Origin of the sequence: Geobacter sp. (assembly GCA_009684525.1) — a bacterium.
Classification (GTDB): domain Bacteria; phylum Desulfobacterota; class Desulfuromonadia; order Geobacterales; family DSM-12255; genus Geoanaerobacter.
Genome location: WKKR01000001.1, coordinates 1,125,879 through 1,144,072, shown reverse-complemented (window position 1 = coordinate 1,144,072; position 18,194 = coordinate 1,125,879). Strand labels below are relative to the sequence as shown.

Below are 18,194 nucleotides of genomic sequence, written 5' to 3'. Positions count from 1 at the left end.
GTGCCGGAAATGTTAGCGACAACATTTCCGTGGCGATCAGACGATGTAGAAGACAGATGGCTTTGTTCCCAGTTCTTCCTTGTATCTGAAGACATTCAATTTGGAGACCAGTTTGACGATAAGGCTCTGCGGATCGTTGAGGTCGCCGAAATAGGTCGCATGCCCCAGGCAGGTGGTGGTGCAGCGCGTCAGTTCGCCCTTTTCGATGCGGTGGATACAGAAGTGGCACTTTCTGGCATTGCCGATGGGGGAGTGCCAGTGGCTTTTCCGTTTGAAGGTCTTACCGTATTCCCCCGAATTCTCCACTTCATAGGTCTGCCCCTTCATGTCACCGGTGTAAAAGTGTCCGACATCGGTGGAGCGGGCGCCATAAGGGCAAGCCACCAGGCAATAGCGGCAGCCGATGCATTTCTTGTAGTCGATGACAACGATGCCGTCGTCCCTTTTGTACGTGGCCGTGACCGGGCAGACCGAGGTGCAGGTGGGGGCGTCGCACTGCATGCAGGGGCGGGGCAAAAAGCGCATGGAGACGTTGGGAAATTCGCCGATCTCCTCTTCCTTGACCGGCCGGTAATGAATGTCCGGCGGCGTCAGATTTTCCGACATGCAGCCGGTGGTGCAGGCGTGACAACCGATGCACTTCTTCAGGTCGATGGCCATGCCCCATCGACGCTGGTTGCGTGGCTTCTTGAGCGCACGTTGCAGGTCTTCATGCATGATCTCCAGAATGTCCTTATGGTCCTTATGTGCAAAGGTATCCATATCAATGGATCTCCTTTCTCGCGATTTCAAACAACCCGGTCTTCTCACCGATTACATATACCAATACGACAATTGAAACCGAAGCAACAACAACCAGCATCTCGAAAATGGACGGCATGTAATTGATGCGCTCTGGCATGTCATAGACACGGAACACCGGGACGCGGAACCCTTCAACGACCAGGTCGAGCCGTGACATGAACTGTGTCCCCAGTACCAGCAGGCTGGAAAGGATCAGTCCTCCCAGAGTGCGTCTGTACATGAGGATGATGAAGGGAACGACAAGAGCGACTCCGATGCCGAGGACGACATTCTGCAGGAATGTCTCGCGGAACACCTCATACCCGCTCAGGTTGTTCGCGAGTCCGATGATGATACGGCAGAAGGTAAGGACAAATACCGTGGAGATTGCAATTTTCTGCATCCTGAAAAAAGGCCGCACCATGCGATAGCCGCCTGAATTACGGAAATAGAACGCTGCGATTATGGCACAGAGCGCATTGCCGGTCAGAAAACCGGAAAAAAGGAAGTAGATCGGCAACAGGGAGCTGTAATAGTACGGCATGGTTCCGACTGCCCCGAACAGGCTTCCCAGGGAGCAGTAGGTGATGACGGGAATGATGAACGAAGCATACAGCATCGCCTTGGAATGTCTGTGCCGCTGGATGTTGATGTATTCTACCAGCAGGATGGTTATATCGGCGGTATACCAGACAGACATCCAGAACATGGGAGATGTGGGATTCGGTGAAAGTAAGAACATGTACATCCGCTCTACATGCCCGAGTTCGGATGCCAGTGATGCAAATCCGGCAATCGCGGTTATCAGGCCCATGAAGATAACCCGCGAAGCCAGTGGCGCATATTTTTCATGAAAAAACATATTACCGAAAAAGTTGGTAAATATGCAGCCGCCGCTCACAAGGGCAAAATAGACGTAGGTGGATATCTGGAGCCCCCACGGTACGATGCTCGATGTATTGGTCGTATGCCCGTGCCCCAGGACGAAGATGCAACCGATGCCGAAACCGCCCAGCAATAATCCCATGAGCGACAGGTAGACGATTATCCCCCCTTTGCCTTGCATGAACTGTCTGAAATAGTCTGACAATAACTGTTTTTCCGGTAGAAGGACTCCGAATATCTGCATGTCATATCCCCTTTACGATCTTGACAAAGTTGGATCTCATGCTAGTTCCACCCATGAGGGGGTCGATGGTGTACTTGTCGAGCATTTCCTCGTCACCGATCCCCTTGTTGTCTGCACGGGTCATCCCTTTGGAGTGGACGCCGAACCCATGGGCCATGTAGACGCAGTCTTCACGCAGGCGCTGTGAAAAATGGACTTTGACCTTTCCCGGCGATTTGAAGCCGGCCTGGTTTTCCAGGCGAACCTCTTGCCCATTGGCCAGACCGAGCATGAGAGCGGTCTTCTTGTTGATTAGGAGCGAGTTTGCCGGCACCAAGTCAGTGAGCATGAAGTTGTTGGTGGTACGGGAAAATGTATGGAGCGGTGATCTGCCGTAGAGCAGGCGGAGAAAACCGGTCGGCGGTTGCGGATGTTTTGTGTATTTGGGCACGGGATCGAACCCTTTTTCAGCCAACTGCGCCGAGTAGAGTTCAATCTTGCCCGATGGCGTGGGAAACTCGGGCTGGTTTGTCTCGGTGATGTACGGGTTGGATTTATCGCTAAAGGAGAGAATTCCCTTTTTTTTCAGTTCATCGTAATTCAAATTCCCGGTCTGACAGCGGGTCCGCAGGTAATCTTCGCCATCCTTCCAGGGGAAATATGCTTCCAGCCCCATGATCTTTGCCAGTTCCTTGGTGATCCACCAGGAGGGTTTGCTTTCCCACATCGGTTCCATAGCCGGCTGGCGGATCGAAACTTCGAAAGTGTCCCGGAATTTGCCGGTTGAGAGCATGTCGAAGCGCTCAAGGTAGGTGCATTCGGGAAGGACCACATCGGCCCAATTGATGATGTCGTTTGGCAGGATGTCGATGGCAACCATCAGATCGAGGTTTTGGATCGCTTTGATGGTCTCGTTCCGGTCGGGCATGGTTTTCAGCAGGTTGCAGCCGTATACCAGCCATCCGTGCATCTGGTGGGGGGCACCCGCTGCGGTGGCTTCCCGAATGGAGGTCGTTGTCTGTTTCGAAGCATTGGGTCCCGTGGCGCATCCCTCGGAGATGGTCACTTCGCGGATGGTGGTTGTGGTTTGGGAGAACGCGAAGGGATAGGGCGCATCCAGAGTGGGGAGGCCTTCCCGATGTTCCGGATAGGCGGGAATGCCCGGATATTCGGGTACTGAGCCTTTTGATGGGAAGTAAATGCCGCCGGGTCGGCCCCAGGTGCCGAGCAGGGCATTGATGATGGCGATGGCCCGGCTCCGTTGGGCATCATCGCCGTACCAGGCGCTGAAGCGGCCGCCGGAAACGATCACGTTCGGCTTGTTGGCTGCCAGTTCACGGGCTACCGTGTAGATGGTGGCGGCCGGGATGTCGGTCTCTTTTTCCGCCCATTCAGGAGTATATTCCTGAACTGCGGTCTTCAGTTCCGGCAGACCGGTGGCGTAGGATTGCAGGTAATCGGCGTCGTAGAGCCCTTCGTTGACAATGACATTGATCCAGGCCAGCAGCAGGGCCATGTCGGTTGCCGGGCGGATGGGAAGCCAGTAATCTGCCTTGGCGGCAGCGTTGGACAACCGCGGATCGACCACGCAGAGCTTGGCGCCTCGTTCCAGACCGAGGACAAAATCCTGGACCTGGCTGTTGTGGGCGTTTTCTCCCAGGTGCGAACCGATCAGGACGATAAAGCGGCTTTCCCTGAAATCATAGTACTCGGGAGAGCCTACTTCGTCGCCGAAGGTGAGCGAGAAGCCGACATCACGGGGGCCCCTGCACTGTGCAAAGGAGGGAGCGGTGTAGTTGCCGCTGCCGTATGCTTTGAGTAGATGTTTCCAGAATGCTCCGCCTGTGCCGTGAGAAAAAAGGGCAACCGCTTCGGGGCCGCATTTTTCTTTGATGGCCTGCAGCTTCTGGGCGATCAGGCCGAGTGCCTCGTCCCAACTTGCCCTTTTCCACTTCGGTTCCCCTCGTTTGCCGGTGTTGATCATCGGGTATTTCAACCGGTCAGGGTCGTAGAGTGACCCCAGCGCAGCATTACCTCGGCCGCAGAGACGCCCTCGTCCCCGTTCACTGAGGGGGTTGCCGTCCACCTTGACGACCTTGCCGTTCTGTACCTTGGCGATCAGACCGCAGTTCCAGAAGCAGAGTTCGCAGAAGGTCGGGATTTGTTGCAGCTCTTCCTGCCCTGTTTCGGCCCAGGACAGAAATTTTTCGGGCATGGCGGCTGCAACGGAGAGTCCTGCCGTCGCAGTGCCAGAAACCTTGAGGAAAGATCTGCGTGATAGCTTGACGCTCAAAATCGGCACCTCCCATACAGACATATCGAATTATTGGAATTATACAATATTGTCGGCATAATTCAAGAAAACTTTAAGTGTATACATTATGATGGGTTAACTAATTTGCATTATTATATTTTTTGAATAGATACATGACGGGGTGGTGGTAAGGTGAATTTTATGTATACGTTCATGAAAAAATTTCATCTCAAGTTAATAATAGAAATCTCCGAATATGAAAATTAGAGTGCTGCAGTCGGACTACCAATATCGGGGAGCAAGCAAATGAACTGGTACAGAAACCTCAAAATCGCAACGAAGATGCTGGTAAGCTACGTGCTCGTCGCTTCAATCGCTGGCGTGATCGGTTTTGTGGGTATCCGGATGATTGTCCAGATCAATAATGAGTCCAAGGCATTGTATGAACTGAGTACGAAGCCGCTCGGTACCCTGGTGCAATTGGCTATGGCTTCGCAAAAGGCCCGGGTCAACCTGCGGGGGATGATGCTCGATACGGACCGCGACAGGATGGAAGCTAACGCGGCCGGGGTGAAGAAACGGTATGAGGACGTCAACAACCTGCTCAAGGAGTTCGAGCCGAGCGTCGAGCAGGGTGAGGGACGCAAGGATTTCGATGCGGTCAAGGGGCTGATCGATTCGTACATGCCCATCTGGCAAGAGGTGGTCCGCCTGCAGCTGGCAGATAAAAAGGAAGAAGCCCTGGAGCTGGTGCGCAGCCAGGCGCTGGAAACTGAGGTTGCCATAGAGGCGTCGATCAGGAGGCTCATCGAGACCAAGATTCAGGAAGCCACGGTGCGCAAGCAACGCAATGACCATACCGCCCAGAGTGCAATCATTCAGACGGTTATCTTTTCCATTGCCGGGGTGGCGTTGGCGCTGGTCCTCGGGATTTTCAGCGCTCGTATGATAACCAGGCCGATCAGGCAGGTGGTCGATATGGCGGAACAGATCGCCGAGGGGGACCTGACCGATCAACTGGAGTTGCAGTCGCGGGATGAGACCGGCCAACTGGCGCAGGCCATGAATACCATGACTGCCAACCTGAACGAAATCATGACGACGGTGACCCGCAACAGCAATCAGGTGGCCATGGCTGCCAACGCCCTTACCTCCAGTGCCGAGCAGATCGCCACCGGTACGGAAGAGATGGCTGCGCAGGTTTCCACAGTCGCCACTGCCAGCGAGGAGATGGCCGCCACTTCCATGGAAATCGCCTTCAACTGCACCAATGCCGCGCAGGGGTCCCAGGGAGCGAGCAGCAGTGCTGTCAACGGAGCGGCGGTGGTCCAGGAAACCGTTGCCGGTATGACCCGGATTGCCGAACGGGTACGGGAGTCGGCACAGACCATCAAGAGCCTGGGGAAACGCTCCGACGAGATCGGCACCATCATCGGTACCATTGAGGAGATCGCCGAGCAGACCAATCTGCTGGCTCTCAATGCCGCCATCGAATCGGCTCGCGCCGGTGAACAGGGGCGTGGATTCGCCGTGGTGGCCGACGAGGTTCGTGCGCTGGCAGAGCGCACAACCAAGGCCACCAAGGAAATAGGGGCGATGATCAAGGCCATCCAGCAGGATACCCGCACTGCCGTTGCATCCATGGAGAGCGGGGTCAAGGAGGTGGAGGTCGGCATGGCGGATGCTTCCCGCTCCGGCGCTGCGCTGGAAGAAATCATCACCCAGATCAACGAAGTTACCATGCAGGTGAACCAGATCGCCACTGCTGCCGAGGAACAGACCGCCACGACCAGCGAGATCAGCAACAACATCCACCAGGTTACCGAGGTCGTCCATGGTTCGGCCAGAAATGCTTCCGAATCGTCCGAGGCGGCCCACAAGCTATCCAGTCTGGCAGATGAACTGCAGCGCCTGGTGGGGAGGTTCAAGCTCAGGGCATAGACGGTTGTTTTCGTGGCTGTTACGGGACCGGCGAGCGCATACCGGCTTCCCGTGAAGGGGTTCGAACGGCTGGGAGGGGTAGAACGAAGCAGGTCGGGGCGTAGCGCCAGAGCGTTACGCCTTCTTTTTTGCCGCGAAGCGGCTGAAATCCTGTTGACATGCCGCTGCCCCGAAAGGTATTAGTGATGGATTGCAGAGCAGCCAGCTGTGGCTATGAATGATTTCCCGGTCTTTGCTGACGGGGTAAGGGAGGAACTGTGGGCGTACCAGTCATCGGAGTTATCGGCGGGAGCGGATTGTACGAGATGGAAGGAATGACCGACATCCGGACGGTCACGGTCGATACCCCGTTCGGAAACCCATCCGACGAGTATGTTACCGGCACATTGGACGGACTCAGGATGGTCTTTCTCCCCCGGCATGGCCGAGGGCATCGCCTGCTCCCCACGGAAGTGAATTATCGTGCCAACATTTACGGTATGAAGAGCCTGGGGGTTGAAAGGATCATCTCGGTTTCGGCGGTGGGGAGCATGAAGGAGGAGATCGTTCCGGGTCACATCGTCATCCCCGACCAGTTCATCGACCGGACCAAGGGTATCCGCAAAGACACCTTCTTCGGTAACGGCATCGTGGCCCATACCCAGTTCGCCGATCCGGTTTGCCTCGACCTCTCGCAGGTTCTCTACGATGCCTCGCTGCAGGCTGGCGCCACAGTGCACAAGGGTGGGACCTATGTCTGCATGGAAGGGCCTGCCTTTTCCACCCGGGCTGAATCGTACATGTACCGCAGCTTTGGTGCGGCAGTGATCGGCATGACCAATCTCACTGAGGCAAAGCTGGCACGTGAGGCCGAACTCTGCTACGGTATCATCGCCCTTTCCACCGATTACGACTGCTGGCATGGAGGGCATGAGGATGTCTCCATCGAGGCGGTTCTGGCGATCATCAAGAGCAACGTGACTATGGCTAAGAATATCATCCGGCATGCTGTGGGGAAAATCGCGTCGGAACGCGGTTGCCCCTGTGCCACTGCCCTGCAGTACGCGATCATCAGCGACAAGGCGATGATCCCTGCGGAAACGAGGGAAAACCTCTCGCTCCTGATCGGCAAATACCTTTGATCTTTCAATCTCCGGGAGAGCATGCATGAGTATTCTGGTTGTCGGTTCGGTTGCCTTCGATTCGGTGGAAACCCCGTTCGGCAGGGTCGAGGATGTCCTCGGCGGGTCTGCCACCTATTTTTCCACTTCGGCCAGTTTTTTTACCGATGTGAACCTGGTGGCCGTGGTTGGAGAAGATTTCCCCCGTGAACATGTGGAATTCCTTCGAACGCGCAATATCGATCTCACCGGCCTCACCAGGGTCCCCGGCCAGACCTTTCACTGGAAGGGACGTTACGGCTATGATTTGAATGAAGCCCAGACCCTTGAGACCCATCTCAATGTCTTTGCCGACTTCAAGCCGGTGGTCCCCGACGCCTATGCCGATGCCGACTATCTGATCCTCGCCAACATCGATCCTGAGTTGCAGCTGGAGGTTTTGAACCAGGTGCAAAGCCCCCGCCTTGTTGCCTGTGACACCATGAACTTCTGGATATCCTCGAAACCTGATGCCCTTTGGAAGGTCCTGGAGAGGGCAGATTTCATCATCATCAATGAGGGCGAGGCACGTCAGCTTTCAGGAGAGGCGAATCTCGTCAAGGCAGCCCGGAAGATACTCGCCAGAGGGGCAAAGAACCTGATCGTCAAGCGGGGGGAATACGGGGTGCTGATGTTCACTGGGACCACGGTTTTTGCTGCCCCGGCCTATCCGCTGGAAGAGGTCTTCGACCCCACTGGTGCCGGTGATACCTTTGCCGGCGGCTTCATGGGGTATCTTGCCAATACCGGCAACCTGTCTGAAGAGGGGATCAGGCAGGCGATTATCTTCGGCAGTGTCATGGCGTCGTTCACCGTCGAGGATTTCAGCCTGAATCGGCTCAAATCGCTTACCTACGGGGAGATCGAGGCCCGCTACAGAAGCATGAAGGCAATGACTCACTTCCAGGGGCTGCCAGAGGGCGTCTGATGGGGTCGGGCGGGTACCCCGCATTGACAATCCCCTGGGACTCTGGTAATTTTTGCCATCATACTGTCTACAATCGTGACTGAAGAGGGTTCCGGCCGGAGTTCGGGCCATTACGGAGGAAGCGTGCGGCGGTTACTGTTGTTTTTCTTGCTGGTGGTTCTCTGTTGCTCTGCCTGCGCACTGAGCGAGGCTAACCGGAAAAAGGCTTCCTATCACTTCCAGATGGGAGAGTCGTACCTTCGCGAACAGAACGTGACCTCTGCGCTGGTCGAATTTACCGAGGCCGAGAAACTCACACCGGATGATCCTGCCCTGATGAACTTTCTGGGTATGACCTACTTCCGCAAAGGTAAGCTGGATATCGCCGCACAGAAATACCAGCAGGCCATAGCCCTGAAACCGGACTTTTCCGATGCCCGGAATAATCTGGGTGTGACATACATGGAGTTGCAGCGCTGGGACGATGCCATCAACCAGCTTCGTCAGGCAAAGAACGATCTCTTCTACCACAATCAGGAAGCTGCCCAGATCAACCTGGGGCTTGCCTATCTAGGCAAAGGTGACGAGGAGGAGGCGTTACGGGTTTCCCGTTCGGCGGTCATCAACTTTCCCCGGAGCCCCCAGTGCCGTCTTACCCTGGGGAGGGTCTATTTTGCCCTCGGTAAGACCGAATTGGCCATCGAGGAGTATCGCAAGGCCATTGAGCTGTCCAAGGGGTATGCCAACGCCCATTACCATCTGGGGTTGGCGCTCTTGAAATTGAAAGAGAACGAAGCTGCCCGGAATGCATTCCGCGAAGTGGTTAACCTGGTGCCGGATACCGACATCGGCCGATTGGCGCGGGAGCATATAGATCTCCTCAAGTGAGGTTGCCCCTGACCGAATCATCAGTTGATACAAGGGAGGAACGAGCCGGAATTGGCGGCTACCTGCGTTCCTGCCGCGAGGCACGTGGCATTTCCCTGGACGATGCGGCACAGGTGACCCGGATAGCCAAGAGTTATCTGGATGCCCTGGAAAGGGAGGACTTCGACCGCCTGCCGAATTCCGCCTACTGCAAGGGATTCATCAGGATTTATGCCGGGTATCTTGGTGTTTCCGGTGACGACGCCGTTGCTCGTTACGAACGGGCGACTGCCCCTCCCATTACCCAGACCGCATCCCCGAGCAGGCGAAAGGTAGCTAAGGCAGATCTCGGGCGCGCACGTGGGGACCGGCGCCGCTGGCTGTTTCCCCTGGGGCTTCTGGCCGTAGTTGTGGTTCTGGCATTCTTTTTCTATGATGATCAGGACCAGCCAGTACGGCCAGTACCGCAGCAGCTGTCACTCCCGGCACCGCCGCAATCACCGGTGCAGCCGGCGTGGTCTTCCGCGGTTCAGACACCTTCCGTGCCCCCCACTGTTTTGCCTGCGGCAGCAACCGTGCCGCCTGCCGCAGCTCCTCTCCCTACTCCCCAGACCGGAGATATACCACGGGGAGGGGTGATCCTCAAACTCAAGGTCAATCAGGACAGCTGGGTCAACATTGATATAGACGGCCGACTGTCGCAGCCGTACGACCTGAAGGCAGGCGATCTCATCGAGTGGAAAGCGGAGAAGGTCATTACCCTTGATATCGGGAATGCCGGGGGGGTCGAGGCGGAACTGAACGGAAAGCCCCTCGCTCCGCTCGGCCCGCCGGGCAGGAACATCCATATTGTCCTGCACCCCGAAGGGGTCGTTGCCAATCCGTGAGATGCCGCCCAACTGATCCGACGAAATGCGGTCCCAATCATCAGTGAATCGATCGAAGGAGAGAGAGATGCAATTAGTCTCGCGCTGCAGAAAGTGCGGAAGAGTCATGAAGACCCAGCGGATCGACAACTACCGCGTAAAATTGACCTGTAGCTGTGGTTTTTCAGATTTCCGCACGGTTTCGGAAAAGGTCAAGACGGTCAATCCCTTTATCCATAAGGCAAGCTTCACCCCCTTTCTGGAGAGCGAAAAAGGGAAGATGGTGCTCACCATGCAGCGCGCCAACCGCGAGCATCTCGAGATCATCTCCCTCGAAGAGATCAGCATGCTGGTCTCCTCCGACTATGATCTTGCCCAGGTTCTGCAGATGGTGACCGACAAGGTTGCTACGCAGCTGAAGATAAGCGTTTGCAGCATCTATCTCATGGAGGATGAGGAACTGGTGCTGGCCGCAACCCATGGGTTCGACCATTCCTTCATCGGCAAGATCCGCATCAAGATCGGCGAAGGGGTCACCGGCACGGTAGCTCGCGACCGCCAGCATATCTCCCTCAACCGGGCGTCCCAGGACCCCCGCTACAAGTATTTTCCGGAACTGCAGGAGGAAAAGTACAACTCCATGCTTTCCTATCCCATAGCCGACAAGAGCGCCGTCTATGGGGTCATAAACCTGAACTCGACTTCCATGAAAACCTTCAGCGAGGACGAGATCTATTTCATCTCCATAATCGCCAACCTGATCCTGACCGCAGTGAAACTGAGAAAGCGGGTGGCAGCGCAGTGAGACGCACGCGCACCCTGTCTTGACAGCACCGGTTGCCATGTTAGACTTTGATGGTCTATGATTTACGTCAACATGGAGCAGTCAGTGCCGAAACAGCCAAAACGCATCCTGGTGGTGGATGACGAGGAAAACGCCCGGTTGGGGCTTTCCAAACTCTTAAGTAACGAGGGTTTTCTCGTAGACAGCGTGTCGAACGGGTTCGAGGCATTGAACTTCCTCCGCCAGCAGGAGGTGAACCTGATCGTCACCGACATCAACATGCCGGAGATGAACGGCATAACGTTTCTCAAGGAACTCAACAAGAGCTTTCCCAACAGCAATGTCATCATGATTACTGCCTATGGCGGTGTGGAGTCCTACATCGAGGCAATGAACCTGGGGGCTTTCGAATACATCAACAAACCGGTCAAGATTGAGGAGTTGAAATCGATCCTCAAGAAGATATTCAAGGAACAGACCCACTGATCGATACCAGGAGAACTCAACCATGCTGACCATCGACAAGATCCTTCTCGCGTGTGATTTTTCCGAAAACTCCCGGCAGGCCTGCGACTATGCCCTGGAGTTGGCCAAAAAATTCGATGCCAAACTGATCCTTCTGCATGTCATCAACGAACCGGTCGACCTGCGTGGATTCTATGTCCCCCATATCTCCTTTGAAAAACTGGAAAAGGAGATCGAAGAAGGGGCACAGGTCATGATGGAGAAGTTCTGCAAAACCGCGCTGCAGGGATACGGCAATTATGAGACCCTGATCCTCTCCGGGGTTCCCTACGAAGAGATCCTGAAAAAGGCCGATGAAGAAAAGGTCGGAATGATCGTTCTCGGTACCCATGGCCGGACCGGCATCGACCACCTGCTGTTCGGCAGTACGGCGGAACGGGTGGTGCGAACCTCCACCTGCCCCGTGCTGACGGTACGCATGGTCTGAAAGTACTTTCCCTGAAACGATACCTTACAACGAAAGGTTGCGGGGCAGCGAATGCTGCCCCTTTCTTTGTCCCTTCGGCTCGCCCGCCGCACATCATCCCATGAAGAACATCACGCACAACGGCAAAAAGCACAGCGTTCTGATCATCGATGATGAAAAGGTCATCCTTGACCTCACCTCGATCATCCTCAAGAACCGGGGATATACCGTCTTCACCGCCGGCGATGCGGCGGACGGCTTCGATATCATCGAGAACAAGAACCCCGAACTGGTGCTGCTCGATTACATGATGCCCGGCATCGACGGCCTGACGGCGCTCAAGATCATCCGCGAACGCTTCCCGGAAACCTATGTCATCATGTTCACCGGCAAGGGGAGCGAGGAGATCGCCGTCGAGCTGATGAAGGCCGGCGCCTACGACTATATCCTCAAGCCGTTCAACAACCAGGACCTTGCTGACCGGATCGACAACGTGCTCCGTATCCGCGAGGTGGAGATCAGCAACCGGGAGCTGATGGGGGAGCGCGAACGCCTTCTGGCCGAGATCGAGGCCTGGAACATGGAGCTGGAAGCCAGGGTCCAGGAGAAGACCGAAGCGTTGCAGCGGATGCAGGCCGAGAATGTGCAGGCCGAGAAACTGGCATCCCTTGGCTACTTGTCGGCAGGGGTTGCCCACGAGATCCGGAATCCCCTCAATTCCATCACTCTCTTCGTGCAGTTGATCAAGAGCGGCCTGGAAGACCCGGAGCAGCTGGAATACGTGGAAAAGATCCTCAAGGAGGTGGACCGGATCGACACCATCGTCCGCAAGCTCCTGGATGCCTCCAAGCGCCCCCGGTTCGAGCTGAAGGAGATGCGGATCGACCGGATCATCGAACATACCCTGGAGGCGTTCCGCCCCCAGATCGAGCAGCAGCAGATCCGCGTGGAGCGTGATTTCCGCAATATCCCCCCGGCAATCCAGGCCGATCCCACGGAGATCGAGCAGATATTCGTCAACCTGTTCCTCAACTCCATTCATGAAATGCCCCGCGAAGGGCGCCTGAAGATCCAGCTGGACCATGACGGCAAGGAGATCGTCATCCGGGTCAGCGACAGCGGTGGCGGCATCCCCAAGGCCCACCTGGCAAACATCTTCGACCCATTCTTCACCACCAAGAGCAAGGGCAGCGGACTCGGCCTGTCGGTGGTCCTGCGGATCGTCAAGACCTATGGCGGCAAGATCGGTGTTGAAAAGAGCGACAAGAACGGTACAACATTCTGTATAGTCCTCCCCCTGACCACCCCGTCCGCCTGAACCTCTACTGCCGGCAGAGAAGCGAACCATGGAGCAGTACCGCGGAACAGTCCTGTTGATCGATGACGACCCCTTCTACCTGAAGGTGCTCGGCGAGGCCTTTCGCGAAGGCGGCTTCAGGGTCGTCACCGCTGCGGATGGCGTGGAGGGGGTGAAGGCCTACCTTGACCATTTCCCCGACGTTGTGATCTCGGATCTGGTCATGCCCCGGATGGGAGGGGTAAGCACCTGTATGGAGATCGCCCGCCGCTCGGGCGACCGGAAACCGCTCATCCTCCTCCTGACCTCCATGTTCAAGGAGGCTCCCCATGAGCATCCATCCCCCGAGATGGGGGCAAGGTTCCATATCCCCAAGTCCACCCCGCCCCTGAACGTGGTCATCATCGTCGAACAGCTCCTGTCACGTGACAGGGGCTGCACGTCGTCGTGCTGAAGAGCCCATGCCGCTTCTGTACCGTAACCTTCTCCTACCGCTGGGTATCGACGAATCGAACCTGCCCGCCCGGCTTGCCCGCCAGCTCGGGCTTGCCACGGAGGAGATCCTCGATTTCAGCGTGATCCGCAAGGGGATCGACGCCCGTCGCAAGGGGCAGATCCTGTTCGTCTACACCGTCCAGTTTGCTGTCGCCGATGAGGATGCCCTGCTAAATCGCTCAGGTGATAACCGAGATCTGGTGGCGGTTCCCGCGGAGACACCACGCCAGTTCCCTTGCCTGACCGCTTCACAACGGATCGTCATCGTCGGTACCGGCCCTGCCGGGCTGTTCGCAGCGCTGCGGCTTGCCGAATACGGGCTCACCGCCACCCTGATCGAGCGGGGGAAGCCGGTTGCGGACCGGGTCCGGGATGTGCAGTCCTTCTGGAACCGCGGCCAGCTCGATCCCGAGAGCAATGTCCAGTTCGGGGAGGGTGGAGCGGGAACCTTTTCCGACGGTAAACTGACCACCCGGGTGCGGGACGAGAACATCGGCTATGTCCTCGATCGCCTGGTGGCGTTCGGTGCCCCCCCGGAGATCCGCTACCTGGCCAAACCGCATATCGGCACCGATCGCCTGCGGGCCGTGGTCGGTTCGCTCCGGCGGTACCTGGAAGATCGGGGCATGCGCGTGCTCTTCGGACAACGCTTGACCGACCTGGTGACCGATTCCGGCCGGTTGCGGGGAGTGATCGTCAACGACGCCACGGAATTTCGCTGTGACGCCCTGATCCTGGCGCCCGGCCACAGTGCCCGCGACACCTACGAGATGCTGGAGCGCCGCGGCGTCATGCTGGAATCGAAACCGTTTGCCGTCGGGGTAAGGGTCGAGCACCCCCAGGAGCTGATTAACCGGATCCAGTACGGGCTTTCCTCCCATACCCAGCTGCCGGCTGCCGATTATGCCCTTGCCTACAATGACCGGCAGAGCGGGCGTTCGGCCTATTCCTTCTGCATGTGCCCGGGCGGGGTGGTAGTCGCGGGTGCCTCGGAGGCCGGAGGGGTGGTGACCAACGGCATGAGCAGCCAGCTTCGCAATTCTCCCTTTGCCAACAGCGCGCTGGTGGTCACGGTGGGGCGCAACGATTTCCCCGACGGCTCGCCGCTGGCCGGCATCCGTTTCCAGCAAGAGCTGGAGCGGTCGGCTTTCAAAGCCGGCGGCAGTGACTACCGGGCGCCGGCCCAGAACCTCCTCGCGTTTCTAGGCGAACCGGGTGGCGGTCCGGTCAGGACCACCTACCTGCCGGGGATACGCAGTGCCAGCCTGGAGGAACTGCTGCCCCCCTATGTCACGGCGACGCTACGTGACGGCATTCGTTCCTTCAACCGCAAGATGCGCGGATTCATCACTGCGGAAGCCACCCTGATCGGCGTGGAGAGCCGTACGTCGGCGCCGGTGCGGATCGTGCGGGGGAGCGACCTACAGTCGGCAAGCCTTGGCGGCCTCTATCCCGCCGGTGAGGGTGCCGGATACGCGGGAGGGATCATGAGCGCGGCGCTCGACGGGATCAAGGTCGCAGACGCCATTGCCGCCGGCCTCCTTGATGGGGCACCTCCGCATACTCTCCCCTGATCCGCTCCGCGACAATGTTTTGAGTTTCTCCGTGAGGTGTGCTATTACTGGGCAGCCTCCCCCGGTGCGGCAGCCCGTTTGTACCGGGCATGGGGGATACGGGCAAAGGAGTCGACGTGAGCAAGATCTATATTGCGGATATTAAGGACCGCGACCAGGTGGACACGGTCTTTCTGGTGAAGGAAAAGACCACGGCCATGGCCAAGAACGGCAAGCCGTACCTGACGCTCAGGCTGATGGACAAGACTGGCGAGCTGGATGCCAAGGTCTGGGATAATGTGGATGTGGTGGGTGCCGCTTTTGACAAGGATGATTTCCTTGCCGTCAGGGGAAAGGCCACCATCTATCTCGGCAAGATGCAGCTGGTGATCGCCGAGCTGTCCAAGGTGCCGGAGCAGCGGGTCGAACTGGCAGATTTCCTTCCCAAGACCGCGCGGGATATCGCCGAGATGGAGCAGGAGCTAGCCGGGCTCGTTGCCTCCCTGGAGGACCGGCACCTGCGGAGCCTCATGGAGTCGTTTCTCGGCGATGCCGAATTCATGGCCGGCTACCGGACAGCTCCTGCGGCCAAGGGGATGCATCACGTCTTCCTGGGAGGGCTCCTGGAGCATTCACTGGCCGTAGCCCGCCTGGTGGATGCGATCCTTCCCCTCTACGCACCGCTCAACCGGGATCTCCTGGTGGTGGGGGCGCTTCTCCACGATGTGGGGAAGGTGCGGGAGATGACCTATTATCGCTCCTTCGACTATACCGACGAGGGGAAGCTGATCGGTCACATCACCATCGGTGTCGAGATGCTCCACGAGAGGATTGCCGGCATTCCGGGGTTCCCGGACGGGTATGCCATGCTGCTCAAGCATATGCTCCTTTCCCACCACGGTCAGTACGAGTATGGTTCGCCCAAGCGCCCCAAGACCCTGGAGGCGACCATCCTCAACTATCTCGACGACCTCGATTCCAAGATCAATGGGATCAGGACCCATATCAACCGCGAACCGGAGAGCCAGTCGCGCTGGACCGCCTATCATCGGCTCTATGACCGCTATTTCTTCAAGGATGTCCCTCCGGATGAGGAAGAGGAGCAGATCCTGCCGCCGCTTCCGGTGGCAGAGCCCCCGGCGAAACCGGAGAGTGCTGCGGCCGGTACGGGCCGGGAGCGGGCGGGATTCCAGAACAACCCCTTCACCAGGCTCAAGGACGAAAACCTCGACCTGTTCTGAGCCGGGGGTAACCGGGCGAGTCATGGTCAGGATACGAATCATCGTTGCGATTGTCCTGCTGCTGACGGGAATGGCGGTTAGCGCCTGCGTCGGTCGGGAACAGCCGCAACAGAATGCGAAAGGGAACAGGATGCACGTGGAAACGATCGTTGTCGGCCCGCTCGGGGTCAACTGCCTGCTGATAGACTGCGGAAACGGCGAAGGGGTGATTGTCGACCCCGGAGCAGAACCGGGAAGGATTCTACATCTGGCCGCGGGCCGCAAGCTGAAGATCGTCCATGTCATCAACACCCATGGTCATTTCGACCATGTGGGGGGGAACAAGGTGGTTCTTGACGCCACCGGGGCCAGTCTGCTCATCCATCCGGCCGATGTTGCGCAGCTCAAGCGGGCAGCGGAGATCGCCACCATGTACGGACTCTCCACCGAGAACTCGCCGCCGCCGGACCGGGAGCTTTCGGACGGCATGCGCATCACCGTGGGGAATACCACCATTGCGGTGTTGCACACCCCCGGACATACCCCTGGCGGCTGTTCGCTCTATTTTGCTGATCGTGGGCTGGTGATTACCGGCGATACCCTCTTTGCCGACTCCATCGGCCGGACCGACCTGCCGGGAGGTTCCCTCGAAACCCTGGTCGATTCCATCAAGACCAAGCTCTATACGCTCCCCGACGAGACGGTGGTCATTCCGGGTCATGGCCCGAGTACTACCATCGGCGAGGAGAAACGAAACAATCCGTACGTCAGATAGCTGACTGCCGGCAGCCGCTGCATGACCCGAAAATCATGTCCAGCGTACTGTCAGCCGACTCCGGAGGTGCCATGCTGCAGGGCAAAACGATCGTGTTGGGGGTAAGCGGCGGGATTGCGGCCTACAAGGCGGTGGAACTGGTACGGCTCTTCACCAAGGCCGGTGCGACCGTCCAGGTGATCATGACCAAGGCTGCCACCGAGTTTGTCGGCCCGCTCACCTTTCAGACCCTGTCGGGCAACCCGGTGCACCAGCAGCTCTTCAACCTGATCGAAGAGCAGGAGATCGGCCATATCTCGCTGGCCGAGCGGGCCGACCTCTTTGTCATCGCCCCGGCAACGGCCAACGTGATCGGCAAGATCGCAAGCGGGATCGCCGACGATCTGCTGACTACCGCGGTGATGGCCACCAGGGCACCGGTCCTCATCGTCCCTGCCATGAACGTCAATATGTTCCAGAATCCCCTGTACAAGGCCAATGAAGAACGGCTCAGGAACCTTGGCTATCGCTTCGTGGCTCCGGTTACCGGCATGCTCGCCTGCGGCTGGCAAGGGGAGGGGAAGATGCAGGACCCTGCCGTGATCCTGGAGGAGGCGGTCGCGCTCCTCGCGCCGGATGACCTGGCCGGCGAGACCGTCCTGGTCACCGCCGGGCCGACCCGCGAGGAGATCGATCCGGTCCGCTTCATCAGCAACCACTCTTCGGGAAAGATGGGCTATGCCATTGCCCGCGCGGCATGGCGGCGGGGGGCACGGGTGATCCTGGTAAGCGGCCCGACCTGTTTGCCCGACCCATGGGGACCGGAAACGGTCAGGGTATCGACTGCAGCGCAGATGCTGGAGGCCGTGCAGGCAAGGCTCAAGGAGAGTTCCATTGTGATAAAGGCTGCTGCGGTGGCCGATTATCGGCCAAAGGAGCGGTCGGAAGCCAAGGTGAAGAAGCATGCGGGGCAGATGACGCTGGAGATGGAGCGGAATCCGGATATCCTGGCCGAGGTGGGGCGCCAAAAGGATGGCCGCCTGGTGATCGGTTTTGCCGCCGAAACCGAGGACCTCTTGGTCAACGCCCGCAGGAAGCTGCAGGAGAAAAACCTCGACCTGATCGTTGCCAACGATGTCGGCCAGCCGGGTGCCGGATTCGACGTGGAAACCAACATCGTGCGGCTGCTCTTCCCCGACGGCCGGGTGGAAGAACCGGGTATCATGGCGAAGGAAGAGCTGGCAGACCTGATCCTTGACCGGATCGTTGCCCTGCGGGCCACGCCGGTCTGATCG

Annotated in this window: 17 protein-coding genes; 14 read left to right on the top strand and 3 right to left on the bottom strand. The window is 57.9% G+C overall.

The features are described 5' to 3' along the window. Positions 1-36 precede the first annotated feature (36 nt). From GJT30_05040 to GJT30_05030, 3 genes are read right to left on the bottom strand one after another with little or no spacing between them, the layout of a single operon-like run. Positions 37-762, bottom strand: a complete 726-nt coding sequence (locus tag GJT30_05040; protein MSM38973.1) for a 4Fe-4S dicluster domain-containing protein — start codon at positions 760-762, stop codon at positions 37-39. 1 nt (position 763) lies between these two features. After that, positions 764-1,912, bottom strand: a complete 1,149-nt coding sequence (locus GJT30_05035; protein MSM38972.1) for a hypothetical protein — start codon at positions 1,910-1,912, stop codon at positions 764-766. Between the two features lies 1 nt (position 1,913). Further along, positions 1,914-4,208, bottom strand: a complete 2,295-nt coding sequence (locus GJT30_05030; GenBank protein MSM38971.1) for a molybdopterin-dependent oxidoreductase — start codon at positions 4,206-4,208, stop codon at positions 1,914-1,916. A 243-nt stretch (positions 4,209-4,451) separates the two neighbouring features. On the opposite strand from GJT30_05030, the gene GJT30_05025 reads away from it, so the two are divergent. From GJT30_05025 to coaBC, 14 genes are all read left to right on the top strand, one after another. Further along, positions 4,452-6,086 (top strand): HAMP domain-containing protein, encoded by a 1,635-nt coding sequence (locus GJT30_05025; protein MSM38970.1) that lies wholly within the window; start codon positions 4,452-4,454, stop codon positions 6,084-6,086. Between the two features lie 257 nt (positions 6,087-6,343). Further along, a complete protein-coding gene (gene mtnP, locus GJT30_05020; protein ID MSM38969.1) occupies positions 6,344-7,207 on the top strand; it encodes an S-methyl-5'-thioadenosine phosphorylase in 864 nt (287 codons plus the stop codon). A 25-nt stretch (positions 7,208-7,232) separates the two neighbouring features. Next, positions 7,233-8,153 (top strand): sugar kinase, encoded by a 921-nt coding sequence (locus GJT30_05015; GenBank protein MSM38968.1) that lies wholly within the window; start codon positions 7,233-7,235, stop codon positions 8,151-8,153. 222 nt (positions 8,154-8,375) lie between these two features. Beyond that, positions 8,376-9,020, top strand: a complete 645-nt coding sequence (locus GJT30_05010; GenBank protein ID MSM38967.1) for a tetratricopeptide repeat protein — start codon at positions 8,376-8,378, stop codon at positions 9,018-9,020. Positions 9,021-9,028: 8 nt separating this feature from the next. Then, entirely contained in the window at positions 9,029-9,886 is an 858-nt protein-coding gene (locus GJT30_05005) for a DUF4115 domain-containing protein (GenBank protein ID MSM38966.1), read from the top strand. A 67-nt stretch (positions 9,887-9,953) separates the two neighbouring features. Continuing rightward, positions 9,954-10,670 (top strand): GAF domain-containing protein, encoded by a 717-nt coding sequence (locus tag GJT30_05000; protein MSM38965.1) that lies wholly within the window; start codon positions 9,954-9,956, stop codon positions 10,668-10,670. A gap of 72 nt (positions 10,671-10,742) precedes the next feature. Beyond that, positions 10,743-11,135, top strand: coding sequence for a response regulator (locus GJT30_04995; protein ID MSM38964.1), 393 nt, complete (start codon positions 10,743-10,745; stop codon positions 11,133-11,135). A gap of 22 nt (positions 11,136-11,157) precedes the next feature. Beyond that, positions 11,158-11,601 (top strand): universal stress protein, encoded by a 444-nt coding sequence (locus GJT30_04990; GenBank protein ID MSM38963.1) that lies wholly within the window; start codon positions 11,158-11,160, stop codon positions 11,599-11,601. Between the two features lie 100 nt (positions 11,602-11,701). Then, positions 11,702-12,898: a response regulator gene (locus GJT30_04985; GenBank protein ID MSM38962.1), complete on the top strand. Its 1,197-nt coding sequence runs from the start codon at positions 11,702-11,704 to the stop codon at positions 12,896-12,898. Between the two features lie 28 nt (positions 12,899-12,926). Beyond that, positions 12,927-13,331 carry a response regulator gene (locus GJT30_04980; protein MSM38961.1) on the top strand — a complete coding sequence of 135 codons (405 nt, stop codon included), beginning with the start codon at positions 12,927-12,929 and terminating at the stop codon, positions 13,329-13,331. A 7-nt stretch (positions 13,332-13,338) separates the two neighbouring features. Continuing rightward, on the top strand, positions 13,339-14,946 hold the full coding sequence (locus GJT30_04975) for an FAD-binding protein (protein MSM38960.1): 1,608 nt from the start codon (positions 13,339-13,341) through the stop codon (positions 14,944-14,946). A gap of 116 nt (positions 14,947-15,062) precedes the next feature. Further along, on the top strand, positions 15,063-16,166 hold the full coding sequence (locus GJT30_04970; protein MSM38959.1) for an HD domain-containing protein: 1,104 nt from the start codon (positions 15,063-15,065) through the stop codon (positions 16,164-16,166). Between the two features lie 130 nt (positions 16,167-16,296). Further along, positions 16,297-16,920 (top strand): MBL fold metallo-hydrolase, encoded by a 624-nt coding sequence (locus tag GJT30_04965; protein MSM38958.1) that lies wholly within the window; start codon positions 16,297-16,299, stop codon positions 16,918-16,920. Between the two features lie 71 nt (positions 16,921-16,991). Further along, positions 16,992-18,191, top strand: coding sequence for a bifunctional phosphopantothenoylcysteine decarboxylase/phosphopantothenate--cysteine ligase CoaBC (gene coaBC, locus GJT30_04960; GenBank protein MSM38957.1), 1,200 nt, complete (start codon positions 16,992-16,994; stop codon positions 18,189-18,191). The last annotated feature ends 3 nt before the right edge of the window (positions 18,192-18,194 follow it).

Excerpts from the sequence above, each read along its gene's own strand:
- GJT30_05040 (MSM38973.1), bottom strand. The coding sequence starts at position 762 with ATGGATACCTTTGCACATAAGGACCATAAGGACATTCTGGAGATCATG.
- GJT30_05035 (MSM38972.1), bottom strand. The coding sequence starts at position 1,912 with ATGCAGATATTCGGAGTCCTTCTACCGGAAAAACAGTTATTGTCAGAC.
- GJT30_05030 (MSM38971.1), bottom strand. The coding sequence starts at position 4,208 with ATGTCTGTATGGGAGGTGCCGATTTTGAGCGTCAAGCTATCACGCAGA.
- GJT30_05025 (MSM38970.1), top strand. The coding sequence starts at position 4,452 with ATGAACTGGTACAGAAACCTCAAAATCGCAACGAAGATGCTGGTAAGC.
- GJT30_05015 (MSM38968.1), top strand. The coding sequence starts at position 7,233 with ATGAGTATTCTGGTTGTCGGTTCGGTTGCCTTCGATTCGGTGGAAACC.
- GJT30_05010 (MSM38967.1), top strand. The coding sequence starts at position 8,376 with ATGGGAGAGTCGTACCTTCGCGAACAGAACGTGACCTCTGCGCTGGTC.
- GJT30_05000 (MSM38965.1), top strand. The coding sequence starts at position 9,954 with ATGCAATTAGTCTCGCGCTGCAGAAAGTGCGGAAGAGTCATGAAGACC.
- GJT30_04995 (MSM38964.1), top strand. The coding sequence starts at position 10,743 with ATGGAGCAGTCAGTGCCGAAACAGCCAAAACGCATCCTGGTGGTGGAT.
- GJT30_04990 (MSM38963.1), top strand. The coding sequence starts at position 11,158 with ATGCTGACCATCGACAAGATCCTTCTCGCGTGTGATTTTTCCGAAAAC.
- GJT30_04985 (MSM38962.1), top strand. The coding sequence starts at position 11,702 with ATGAAGAACATCACGCACAACGGCAAAAAGCACAGCGTTCTGATCATC.
- GJT30_04980 (MSM38961.1), top strand. The coding sequence starts at position 12,927 with ATGGAGCAGTACCGCGGAACAGTCCTGTTGATCGATGACGACCCCTTC.
- GJT30_04975 (MSM38960.1), top strand. The coding sequence starts at position 13,339 with ATGCCGCTTCTGTACCGTAACCTTCTCCTACCGCTGGGTATCGACGAA.
- GJT30_04965 (MSM38958.1), top strand. The coding sequence starts at position 16,297 with ATGCACGTGGAAACGATCGTTGTCGGCCCGCTCGGGGTCAACTGCCTG.
- coaBC (MSM38957.1), top strand. The coding sequence starts at position 16,992 with ATGCTGCAGGGCAAAACGATCGTGTTGGGGGTAAGCGGCGGGATTGCG.